11 protein-coding genes are annotated in these 11,292 nt (G+C 57.1%); 4 read left to right on the top strand and 7 right to left on the bottom strand.

Annotated features, from left to right (window positions below):
• Positions 1-75: 75 nt before the first annotated feature.
• Complete coding sequence (locus tag ENN68_06695) at positions 76-546, bottom strand: carboxypeptidase regulatory-like domain-containing protein (GenBank protein ID HDS45762.1); 471 nt, start codon at positions 544-546, stop codon at positions 76-78.
• Between the two features lie 246 nt (positions 547-792).
• Between ENN68_06695 and ENN68_06700 the strand changes: the two genes are divergently transcribed.
• Positions 793-2,628, top strand: coding sequence for a sodium:proton antiporter (locus ENN68_06700; protein HDS45763.1), 1,836 nt, complete (start codon positions 793-795; stop codon positions 2,626-2,628).
• A gap of 65 nt (positions 2,629-2,693) precedes the next feature.
• Here the strand turns inward: ENN68_06700 and ENN68_06705 are convergent, their stop codons facing one another.
• From ENN68_06705 to ENN68_06720, 4 genes are all read right to left on the bottom strand, one after another.
• Entirely contained in the window at positions 2,694-4,322 is a 1,629-nt protein-coding gene (locus ENN68_06705; GenBank protein HDS45764.1) for an AarF/ABC1/UbiB kinase family protein, read from the bottom strand.
• A 151-nt stretch (positions 4,323-4,473) separates the two neighbouring features.
• Positions 4,474-5,190, bottom strand: coding sequence for a DUF2119 domain-containing protein (locus tag ENN68_06710; protein ID HDS45765.1), 717 nt, complete (start codon positions 5,188-5,190; stop codon positions 4,474-4,476).
• Positions 5,114-5,914, bottom strand: a complete 801-nt coding sequence (locus ENN68_06715) for a tRNA 5'-guanylyltransferase (protein ID HDS45766.1) — start codon at positions 5,912-5,914, stop codon at positions 5,114-5,116. Before ENN68_06715 ends, ENN68_06710 begins: the two co-directional genes overlap by 77 nt.
• A gap of 81 nt (positions 5,915-5,995) precedes the next feature.
• Positions 5,996-6,274, bottom strand: a complete 279-nt coding sequence (locus tag ENN68_06720) for a photosystem reaction center subunit H (protein HDS45767.1) — start codon at positions 6,272-6,274, stop codon at positions 5,996-5,998.
• 60 nt (positions 6,275-6,334) lie between these two features.
• On the opposite strand from ENN68_06720, the gene ENN68_06725 reads away from it, so the two are divergent.
• A complete protein-coding gene (locus ENN68_06725) occupies positions 6,335-7,495 on the top strand; it encodes a site-2 protease family protein (protein HDS45768.1) in 1,161 nt (386 codons plus the stop codon).
• 35 nt (positions 7,496-7,530) lie between these two features.
• Here ENN68_06725 and ENN68_06730 read toward each other — a convergent pair whose 3' ends face one another.
• Both ENN68_06730 and ENN68_06735 read right to left on the bottom strand, forming a co-directional pair.
• Positions 7,531-7,908: a ribonuclease P protein component 2 gene (locus ENN68_06730; GenBank protein ID HDS45769.1), complete on the bottom strand. Its 378-nt coding sequence runs from the start codon at positions 7,906-7,908 to the stop codon at positions 7,531-7,533.
• The gene (locus ENN68_06735) at positions 7,908-8,576 is read right to left on the bottom strand and encodes a ribonuclease P protein component 3 (protein ID HDS45770.1); all 669 of its coding nucleotides are present in this window, start codon (positions 8,574-8,576) and stop codon (positions 7,908-7,910) included. The genes ENN68_06730 and ENN68_06735 overlap by 1 nt, the downstream gene beginning before the upstream one ends.
• A gap of 148 nt (positions 8,577-8,724) precedes the next feature.
• On the opposite strand from ENN68_06735, the gene ENN68_06740 reads away from it, so the two are divergent.
• Both ENN68_06740 and ENN68_06745 read left to right on the top strand, forming a co-directional pair.
• Entirely contained in the window at positions 8,725-9,315 is a 591-nt protein-coding gene (locus tag ENN68_06740) for a hypothetical protein (GenBank protein ID HDS45771.1), read from the top strand.
• Position 9,316: 1 nt separating this feature from the next.
• Positions 9,317-11,292, top strand: a 1,976-nt coding sequence (locus tag ENN68_06745) for a hypothetical protein (GenBank protein ID HDS45772.1), incomplete at its 3' end; no start/stop codon positions are given.

The raw sequence follows: 11,292 nt of genomic DNA on the forward strand, positions 1-11,292 counted from the left end.
CGTCCGAAGCGCTGTCGGCGACGACCAAAACACCTGTTAAAAGGCGAATGAGCACCTTTTACGTACGGTCCGCTGCTAACGCTTTCGTTTCCACAGAAACGTTCCTGCAAGGAGTGCGAGCAGCATCATCACTGCTTCAAATCCCGGGACCTTACCGCCACCTGAGCCGTCTTCCGCGTCCAGCACCAGTCTCACGAGTTGCGGGCTCTCCTCTGCCCGTGCTACGACCGTCGTTTCCATTTTACCGGCACCAGTAGTCGCGGTGATCTGAATGGTATCGCCTGCCGCATGGGCTTCATTCGGTTCCAAATGTGCCAGATCTACCAGATACCAGCCGCCGTTATCAGTAACCGCAGGACTGACTGAACTACCGGTCGCCAGATTCGTGACCGTTACGGTAACCCCATCAACGGGCCTTGTGCCGTCAAATACCTGGCCGTAGATGACAAACGGTGTGCCGAGCGCCTGAACCGGTAGCAGCAGCAACCCGAAGAGCGCGGCGACCAGCAGGGCAGTTGTTGCGGGAGCCGTAAACGTTCGCTGCATCTTTACTCACGCACGTTAGTTAGTTCTTATAAGTACTCTTACTTTCCGCGTTCTAATAATAGTATGCCACTTCTCCCGGTTCAGGATAATCGCCCCCCTGCATGAAGGGGCTTCTGCTTACCCCGGCGGCATCCTGAACTACACCAGAAGTGCTTTAACCACCGGGGACCAACTAGCATGCAGAGCTAGCAGCGCATTTACGGTTATCGCTCCTCACCGCCACCAGCAGTAAGCGGAGGAATTCACATGAGTACCACCTACATACTGACCGCGCTCGTGGTCGTCATGATCATTGGCATCTTCGCCCATATGCTCGGCCGCCTCATGAAGATCCCGAGTATCGTCTTCTTACTGGCGGCGGGCATTCTGCTGGGCCCGGAAGTGACCGGCCTGGTGGAGCCCAGCAGGTTCGGCGCGGGTATCGAGCTGCTCGTCGGGTTTGCGGTAGCCATCATTGTCTTCAATGGCGGGCTCGAGATCGATCTCCGGCAGATCCGCAAGATGCAGCGGAGCATCCTCTCGCTCTTGACGGTCGGCGTGGCCATCACGGCACTGCTCACCGCGCTTGCCGCTTACCTCCTCCTCGAGATACCTTTCTCGGTCGCCCTGCTCTTCGGCGCTTTTATTGCCGCAACCGGCCCCACCGTGATCACACCTATCCTCAGACAGATCAAAGTGAATACCCGGGTTGCCCATACGCTCCGGGCTGAGGCGGTCTTGAACGATGGCGTCAGTGTGGTGCTCGCGGCGGTGGTCTTCGAGTGGATTGTCGCCTCAGTCACGGGCATCTCAGTACTCCAACTCCTCGCGATCAGGATCGTCGATGGTATCCTCGTCGGGCTGGTGAGCGGTATTCTGCTCATTCTCATACTCCGGAACGTGCCGCTGCTCACCGAGCAGTATGCGCGACTCTTCACCATCTCCATACTCCTGGCCGCATTCGTCGGTGCGGAGAGCATGGGCGCGCAATCCGGCGTGCTCGCCATTGCTATCTTCGGGATCTTCGTCGGCTCCGCTGATGTGCCGCATAAAGAGTCCATCAAGAGCTTTAAGGAGGATCTCTCGATCATTTTGCTCTCGATCATCTTCATCCTGCTCTCGGCCTTCATCGATTTCGATGCCATGCGTGCTATCGGGCCACGCGGTATCCTCCTCGCGTTCGCCTTGCTCATCCTTATCCGGCCACTTGCGGTCTTCGCCGCCACGCACAAGGCGGATCTGAACCGTGGCGAGAAGCTCTTCATCGCCGCTATGGGCCCGCGTGGTGTGGTGCCGGCCTCTATGGCGGTCTATTTCGCCCTGCGGCTGCAGCTCCTCGGATTCGATTCAGAGGCGACCAGCCTGCTTGGCTTGATCTTCATCACGATCATCGTCACCGTGCTCGCCACGGGCATAGCCGCAAGATTTATCGCCAACCGTACCGGAGTAATACCCATGGAGATCCTGCTGATCGGTGGCGGCAGCGTTGGCCGCACCCTCGCTGAACGGTTCCTCAAACGAGGCGAGAACGTCGTGATCGTTGATAATACCGAAGCGAACGTAAAGAAGGCGATAGCGCTCGGGATACCGGTGGTGTATGGCGACGCTGAGGATCAGACGGTTCTGAAGAAGGCCGGGATCGAGCATGCCAAGTATCTCGTTGCCACCACGGATCAGGACAACACCAACCTCCTGGTCTGCCAGATCGCCAAGACGAAGTTCGGGTTCACCGACGAGAAACTGGTCGCGCGGGTGAACAAGACCGAGAACCTGCGGGCCTTTCGCGACCTCGGGATCCGGTCCATTAGCCCGGTTACCGCCACCGCGCTCATGCTCGATGGTATGGTCGGCCATCCGGACCTCTTTACCCTGTGCGAGGTCACGGAGGAAGGCGATATTATCGAGGTGGAGGTCGCAAATAAGCGGGTCATCGGGAAGGCGATCAAAGATATAGCCCTGCCTGAGGATACGCTGATCGCTCTGGTACGGCGCGGCGGCAAATCGCTGATCGCGCACGGCGACACCCGGCTCATGGATGGCGATCTCGTGACCATCATCGGCAAGGCGGGCGCGGTACATGAAGCGGCGAACATACTGCGGTGATCCGTTCTGGTAGTACTAACCGTGGATGCCAGGAAGGACGCCGGGTGCGACCGGCAAGCGTTTGGTCAGTCCCGCGAATTGGCGAAGAGCGTAACGAGTGCCGCCAGCACCAGTGCGACCAGCGGCACGAATACGTTTGCTTGCGGTGTGACGTCCAGTCCGCCGAGTGAGGTGCAGATCGGGAAGAGCAGGCCGATGCCCGCAATGATGCCCGCAACAAGGTACGGACCGTAGCTCGCCGATGCGCGCCGCTCGGCCGTCGATTCCTGTGCACTCAGCGGCCGGTATTCGCTGTAATGATCAATAATGTCCGGTAAGTTGCGAACCAGCTTGACGGAAGCATCACTGAGCCGTTTCACGCCGCGCTTGATCTCCTGTTTCAGCAGCTCCTGGACACTGAACTGCTCTGCAATGGCCTCCTTGATGTCATAATAACGATACAGATTGTTGCAGGAGCCCTCAACGAGCAGGATCGCCCGTTCCAAAACGACGAAGGCACGTGGCGCGGGGAGTTTGTATTTAAGCGAGAGCCGTGCGAGGTTGTCACCCTGTCCCTTCTCGTAGCGGCCCGCTTGAAACTTCTCGATCAGCTCGTCGAGATCAGCGTAAAAGGAATCGAGATCAATGTCCTTCTCCGTTATATTGACGAGCTGCAGGAACCCTTTGAGCGCCTTGCTCACGTCACCGGTGAAAAAGGCGTAGAAGACTTCGAGCGCATCGAGCATCACCTCCTCACGCAGCCGGCCGACGGCGCCGAAATCGAGGAACGCGATCTTATTATCCTCGAGGAGCAGGATGATATTGCCGCTGTGCGGGTCCGCGTGGAAGAAACCGTCGACGTAGACCATCTGCAGAAACGCCTTCGTTATCAGGTTCGCATAATACCGCGCTTGCTCTTCGCTCAGCGATGGCCGCGAGCCGACCGTCGGCCCCTTGATGAAGTCCATCACGATGACCCGGTTATTGGTGAACTCCCAGTAGACGCGCGGGATCACGACCTTCTCCCAGTCCTTGAAGTTCCGCTGGAACCGCTCGATATGCAGTGCCTCGAGTCGCATATCGATCTCGTTCTTGAGCATGGTCGAGAGCTCATCAACGATGAGTTCGGGATCGAAGCCTTTCACGCGGAGGAGCCGCGCGCCCACCGGCAGCATCAACCTGAGCAGCCGGAGGTCCGCGTCAATCACGCGCTCGATCCCCGGCTTCAGCACTTTCACGACCACCTCGTTACCTTCCAACTTCGCCCGGTAAATCTGCGCGATCGAGCCACTTGCGAGCGGTTTCTTGTTTATCTCGTCAAAGACGTCCTCGAGCTGTTTGCAGGTCGAATATGTCTCGCCGGTCGTCTCGTCAACGCATTCACAGGGGAAGGTTACCGAACGGTTGATCTCCTCGAAGGGTAACGGGGCAACGCCGGATTGCAATTTCTGCAGCTCGACAATGATCGGTGGCGGCACGATGTCCGGCCGCTGGCTCAGCAACTGGCCTAACTTGATGAACGTGGGCCCGAGCTCGGTAAGTGCCAATCGCAGGTGCTCGCCCTCCTCTTCCCAGCCCTCCGCAGGTGCGCAGATGGGCTCGGTAGGTATGCCGCCCTTCGCAAAGCTCCGGTAGAAGCCCAGCAGTGATGAGATCAGGTGATACTTCCACACCACTCTGAGGATGACAATTACCCGTTTCGTCAGTCTGAACATGCGGTTATCGCCTCAGCACCGTAATAGCACCGTAATAATAGACGCTCAATAACATAGAGCGAGCGGCTATATAACCATTTCGCATACCGATCGCAGTCCAAACGCGGGGAACAGTAGTGCCCCTGATTCGTTCGTGTCGTTGACGCGGACCTCAAAAGGGCCGCAAAAAATGGCGATAATAACGGTTGAAGAGTTCCTCCGCCTGCTTCACCGGTGCGGGATACCGTGCTCTATAGGTCTGCATCAACGCGTCCCGATCGCGGCACGCGAGCGCGATCCGTAACAATTCCAGCACGGATTCGTTGATCCGCTCGTCTTCATGCCTCCAGTTCGGCACCTCAATGGTCATGCAGAAATCCGCGATCGTGAACCGCCGGCGGAGTAGTGGCGCGATCGAGCCGATGAGGATCCCGTTCCCCAGCTCGATGAAGTGCGGTACACCGATCTTATTCACCCGTCCGGGATCGGTTAAGCGCTCATACGACTGCTGACCGTAGGCATGGAGCTCGAAATAGAATGCGGGCGTGTATCTGCGAATGAGCCTGAGCAACAGCTGCCCCGCGGCGCTCTCATAATACTCGGCAGTGAGGACACCGATGTACTGACCGCCCGCAACGAGGCTCGGCACCAGTATCGCTTCACCGGCACTGAGCTCCTCAGCGGCCAAACGCGCGATAATGGGCGCTGTGACCAGGCCTTCGTCACCGTGGAGCCCGCCGATCACGAGCCTCGTCGGGCCCGCTGCCGGTCCCCGGGCAGCGTACAGCCGCACGTTGAAGACGGTCTGCGGTTCAAACAACGCCCGCACCCCTTTTGCTGATCGTTTCGCGCACGGTGAGGCGGTTGAGCAGCCGTTGCCCGTCCTCAGTGCTGAAGAGCGGCAGCTCCCAGAGTTGCACGGTTCTGAACCGCGTTACCGTTACTGCCCGCTCGGCCCGACGGTCGTAGCCCTGTTTTCCGTACGGCTCTTTCGCCACGATCATGCCACGCCGCTGCCACGCGGGTGTCTCATTCAGGTTAATACCCTCGCGATAGAGCAGCTCGTGCACCTCCATCGCCTTCATCCCTTTCACACGCGTTTCAGCCGCGCGTTTGCTCAGACCCAGCGTTTGCAGGCCGTAATAGCCATATGCATTGATATGATTCCGCCATGCTTCCGCCTGCCGGTGCGCGAGGTACGCCCGTAATCCCTCGTCAAGGTCGCAGATCGGAATGACTCGCGCATCGAAGGCAATAGGCCTGGTAAATCGCAGCACGAGCGTCAATGCACTCGCCAGATAGCTGGCAATGACCGAATTGAGCTTCTCCAGCCGGCCCCGGAACGGGACGTGGGTGAAGCAGAGATTCACCTCATCGGAGAAGAGGAACGCGAGCAGCGGGTCGAAGCCGCTCCGCTCGAAGAAGAGCGTCACGGCATCTGCCATGCCGGTGGCAAATCGCGTATCAAACGGTTTTGAGAACTCAGGCTGCAAGAGCCGCCGGAAGTTGCGGCCATCGGCACGGACAATGAGCGGTGGTAACGCCCGGATCGCCGCGTATAGCTCGAGCTCCTTTTCCGCGTGATCGTCCCTTATCCGGCTCTGAGCCGTCATCACGGTTCTGACCCGTGCCGTCTGTCCCGTTCGGCGCCGCTCAGCCAGCCCGAGCCTGGCCGGCCCTGGCGAGCGAGCTATCTAACGTTCGCGCTCCTCTGAGTCCTCGCGCTCTTCCGCGAGCTGGCGTCTCACGTGCTTGATGATCACGATATCCCCGATCGCGGTGACCCAGCGGTACGGAATGATCACACCTTTCTTCCTGCCCACGTTGAACGCATTGGGACTGACGTTCTTCACGGCGATGCCTGAGATTCGCTTATCCTTGATATCAACAGTCACATCCTCAACCTTTCCCACGTAGATGCCCCGATCGGTATACAAATCCTGCCCGTACAACGACGATAATTGTATTTCCATAATGCTCTTTATGAGAGGAAGGCAGTATAAATAAGTATCGGGTTACCGCGGGGAGAATCGATGCGCGCATCCATACAGGTTGGTCGAGTCATTGGCATTCCTATACGCCTCCATGTCACGTTCCTGCTCATCTTTCCGCTCATGGTGCTTATGTTCGCGCAGGGCCCCGCGCCGGTGGGTTTGGGCGATACGGCGGACTTCTCACGGCCATTTCGCTATGCGCTCGCACTTGTGGCCGCATTTCTCTTCTTCCTCTCGCTACTGCTCCATGAGCTCTCGCATTCGTATGTCGCGATGAAGTACGGGACAAAGATCCGGAATATCACGCTCTTTATCTTCGGCGGCCTGGCGCTGATGGAGGATCTGCCGCGCGAGCCTGATAAGGAGTGGCGGATCGCGATCGCGGGGCCGTTAATGAGCTTCGTGCTCGGCGGTACCTTCCTCGCCGCTCATTTCGGGCTCTCCCGGGGCAATCTGCTGCAGTTCGAGCCGCTTCTGATCATCCTCTTCAGCATCGGGCTCCTCAACGTGATCCTGGGCACCTTCAATCTCCTACCCGCATTTCCTATGGATGGCGGCCGCGTCTTACGCGCGTTCCTGGCAAAACGCGTGCAGTTCCTCACCGCGACGAAGCGCGCGGTCTTCGTGGGCAAGGCGTTTGCGCTCGTCATGGGCATTATGGGCTTCATGCCTGATCCCTTCATCCTCATCACCCGCGGGGAGATCAGTATTCCCTTCAACCCGTGGTTGTCGATCATCGCCGTCTTCCTGTTCATCGCGGCGACTGAGGAGGAGACCGCGACGGTCGCCGTTGCCGCACTGGATGGCCTCACGGTGCGGGAGCTCATGCGCGCTAATAATGTCTGCGTGCCCGCGGATATGCCGCTTCCCGCACTGCGCGCAAAGATGATCGCGGAGAAGACGACCGACTACGCCGTGATTGATGGGTCAGGCGAGTATAAAGGGTTCATTTCGCTCGCTGAGCTCAAGAAACACACCGGCGAGCCGCTGGAACTGCTCCGCGTGGCTGACGTGCTCCCGTTCGAGGATCACGAGCGTGGGGCCGTGATCGTGCAGCAGGCGAGCGCAATCGAAGCGCTTAAGCGCATGAGCGGTACGAGTAAGAATATCCTCGCGGTCGTTGATGGAGAATCGGGGCAGATCAGGGGCATCATCACGAAACGCGATCTGGTGATGGTCGTGGAGATGCTGCGAACCTGACTGAATATATAAATGAGCGGTGTGCACGCGACGCGTTATTTTGAAGCGCCCTTTATCGTGCCTGATGTCTTGATGACCCGTATACCAATGCTCGCCGTGTCAATCGCATAGATACAGGCGAGTGCGGCACGGACCTCCTCGACCCGGTCATGGGCGCACCGGAGAATGCCGACTCCACGGGTACCGTCCTCGCTCGGGTGATACTCGATCAGCCAGAGCTTGCTCTCGCTCGCGCCAAGCTCACCGTAGAGCGCATATACCGAGTCCCAAATCGCCCTCAGGATCGCTCGTTTATCGACCGGGCGCTCACAGAGCAGCTCGAATCGAAGATACCGGCGGCGATCGCGGAGTGTCGGTGGGGTGTAAACCATGCAGAGCACGCAAACCGGCAAAACCATCGTTCTTCGCGCCATCACAGCACCTCCAGCTCGCGATCCCTCTTCCACCGCTTCGCCACCACGCCCTGTGGCGTCTCGGAAAGCGCACGCACCGCTTCCGCTCGCGTCATGCCGAAGAGCGCAGCCAGCGCGATCAACTCCCGGGGCGCTCTCAGGTCGTAGATCGAGTGCGCATGACTGGTCAGGATCACCGGCGCCCGGTACTTCCGGACGAGCTTCAACTGCTCCCGCATCGTGGTCAGGATACGTGCGCGCTCCCCGCGCCTGCTCCGGATGAGTGCGCTCATATTAAAATCGATGGCAACACCGTTCTCAGCGGCGAACCGCACCAGCACGTAGCTTAACGTGCCCTCGCCTTTCTCGCTGCACGGATGGGTCAGTACGTCCACCTTCGGACTCTCGACCGCGGCTCTGGTGATCTTATCGTCACTGCCGTGCACCGCAATAACCGTGACCCGGTCCTCGAGCTGCCGGAGCTTACGCTTCAGCTCCGTCACGGTCTGCGCCTGTATCTCAACACCGAGGATCAGATCCGCCAACCAGCAGTCCTGAAGCACGTGGTTATCGTAATTGCTGATGGCGATCTGAGCGAAGCCATAGCGTTTCGCAACGCGCAGCAGCTCCTCTGCTGGCGTGTCCGTTTCGGGATACGCGTGCACATTGAGATCAATATAGGCAGGCATCAGGGAAACAGAAGTGCTCAGAAGTTAATAAGTGTTCGAAAAACCCCGGTTGAGCCGCGGGGATGGAAAATACGGCAGGCCGAGCGCCCTGTTAGTCAGTAAGTAAGTATTTATCAGTCCGGGAAAGAAAGGAGAAGTAGATGTGGTTATGGCTTATGCAACGGCTGCGGAAACCATACTGAACGCGGTTCTTACTCGCGGATATCAGGTACATCCAGAGGCGTTAAAGATCCTGGAGGCGCGCGGCGAAGCGACTGCACTGGCGATCCTGGATTCATTTACCGAGCGGTTTCCCGATGCGGTCGTTATTGAAGCTGATCATCTGAACGAGCTGCTCGCACACGGAGCGGATAGGCAGATGCCGGAGACGCCGGAGTCAGGCTCACGGATACGCGGGCGGATAACCCAGATTTACGATGGCAGCGGGCTCATTCAGCGGTGTCCAAAGTGCAACCGCTGGATCATCGATAATTTCTGCATGGTGCACAGCGACGTCGAAGGGGTCTGGGATCTCAGGATCAAAGCACGGTTGGAAACCGCTAAAGAGCGCTGCACCTTGATCTTCAAACGGGAAGCAACCGAGAAGTGCGCGAAGCTGACCTTAGCGGAAGCGAAGCTGCTGGGCGAGGCGGCAACGCTGGCACGTATAAGAACGGCGCTCTACGGCAAGCAGGTTGAGGTGCTGGGCGTTCTGCTGAACGGTGGTAACTTCCTGGTGAAGGATATCCGCGAACGGTAACATGGCTGCACCCGAGAATATCCGGTCGAGCTTCGTAAAGCTCAATGAGAAGCTAAGAAGCGCGAAAGAGATCTCGGAAGAGGATTTACGTATCGCCTTTGTTAAAAGCGGTATTATCGAAGCGCTCGGCTATAAAGGCGAACTTACTGATATTCGATTTGAGAAGAACGTGCGAGGCAAACGAAGCGATCTGCTCGCCTTTGATGATTACCAGAACGTTGTTTTTGTGGTTGAGTTCAAGAAGCCGAAGGAACTCGATGTCGAGCGCGATTTTGCGCAATTATGGGAGCGGTACGTGAAACCGCTCAAAGCGCGATACGGTGTACTCACTGACGGGCTCGAACTCATGATCTATGAGCGGATTAACTCGAACTGGGAGCGAAAATTACACGTGTATCTAGGTGCACTGGCACCACAGCAGTGTGATGATTTGTACGAGTGGTTACGAAAGCCCCGAATTGAACGAACAAAGATCGAAGCAGTGCTCAGCTATTTCGCACTATTTGATGACCCTGCCGAGCGGGTGAATTTATCATCGGAGATCGCGCAGGAGCATTTCTTTGAGAGCTTCGAGTTGAAAGCGGGTTCGCGGTTCGCCAATCTGGTTGAGAAGACAATTGGTCTCTTCGAGTTTGAATTGGAGCGCTCGAAGTTTCTGAAAAGCGCTTACAACTTCTGGAAGGTCTCGTACGCGAAGAAGCCGGAGAAGATACCGGAGAACTGGCGGCGGATAATGGACGACATGGGGCTCAAAGCGACGGAAGAGAACCTCTTCAAGTTCATGTTCTGCCTGGAGAGCGCGTATTCGCTCTTCACACGGTTGATCCTGGCGAAGGCGTGTGAGGATTACCAGTTACCGTACGTCGAGTTTTCGAGGTTCATTAAGACTGAGATCGAGCAGACCTCTTACCGGGGCGACATCACGCTCCTGGCATGGGCGATAACGACGAAGCATCTCATTGAGAGCATGAAGCAGCGGCTGGTGAAGTCTGTATTTGAGGGCGATATCTTCTACTGGTGGGAGGACAGCTACAGAGACATCAGTGCGGGCGACGCGCTCTACAGTCCGCGATTCGAGAAGCAGAAGGGGCGCTTTGGCGAGGCGCTTGCTGACCTTATCCTCACGCTCTACAAGTTCGACTTCTCGGAGATCGTTGGTGACCCGCTCGGCACGTTGTACCAGCGCTACTTTGATAAAGAAACCCGAAAAGCGCTGGGTGAATTTTACACGCCGCAGGAGGTGGTTGAGTACATCCTCGATGCCGTGGGCTACGAGGGCCGGAACGTCATCGACAAACGCTTGTTAGATCCTGCCTGCGGCTCTGGCACGTTTCTGGTCGAGGCGTTGCGGCGGTACCTGAAAGCTTCGGAGCAGATTGCGGATGAGAAAGGCTGGTCGAAGATCCTGGAAGCGCTCTGTAACGAGTATCGCATCGTCGGTTTCGATATCCATCCATTCGCTACGTTCATGGCGCAGATGCAGTTCATGCTCGTACTGATTCCCGCGTACAAGAAAGCGATGGATGAGGATCGGCATTTTGTACTGAACCGCCTGCCGATCTTCAGGACGGATTCGTTGATAGACGAGACGAAAGGAGAGACGAAGAAAGTAACGCTCGAGACGTTCGAAGAAGGATTGCAATATCTTTTGATTGATACCGGCTTGCCGGTTGAGGGCGGAAATTTGCAGATACAAATGCCGTATGTTAAGCATGTTACAGCTAACACTGATTTGCTGAACGTCGAGGAGTATTTTGCCGCATTACAGGCGGTCTTTGATACCGTTAAAAAAGCGGCGTGGGAGGAACGGTATACCGTTACGGGAACCGAGCTGGAGCGCAATTTCAAGCGATATTTGCATGATAAAAACTGGAGCGGTCTGGTTACCTATTTCAAGCCGTATGCTGAGCACTTCCTGCAGAAATTCCAAGAGCTCAAAGAGACGTTCGGCAATGGTAAGCTGATCAAATCGCTCGA

Source organism: Methanomicrobia archaeon (assembly GCA_011049045.1).
In the GTDB taxonomy this organism is placed as follows: Archaea; Halobacteriota; Syntropharchaeia; order Alkanophagales; family Methanospirareceae; genus JACGMN01.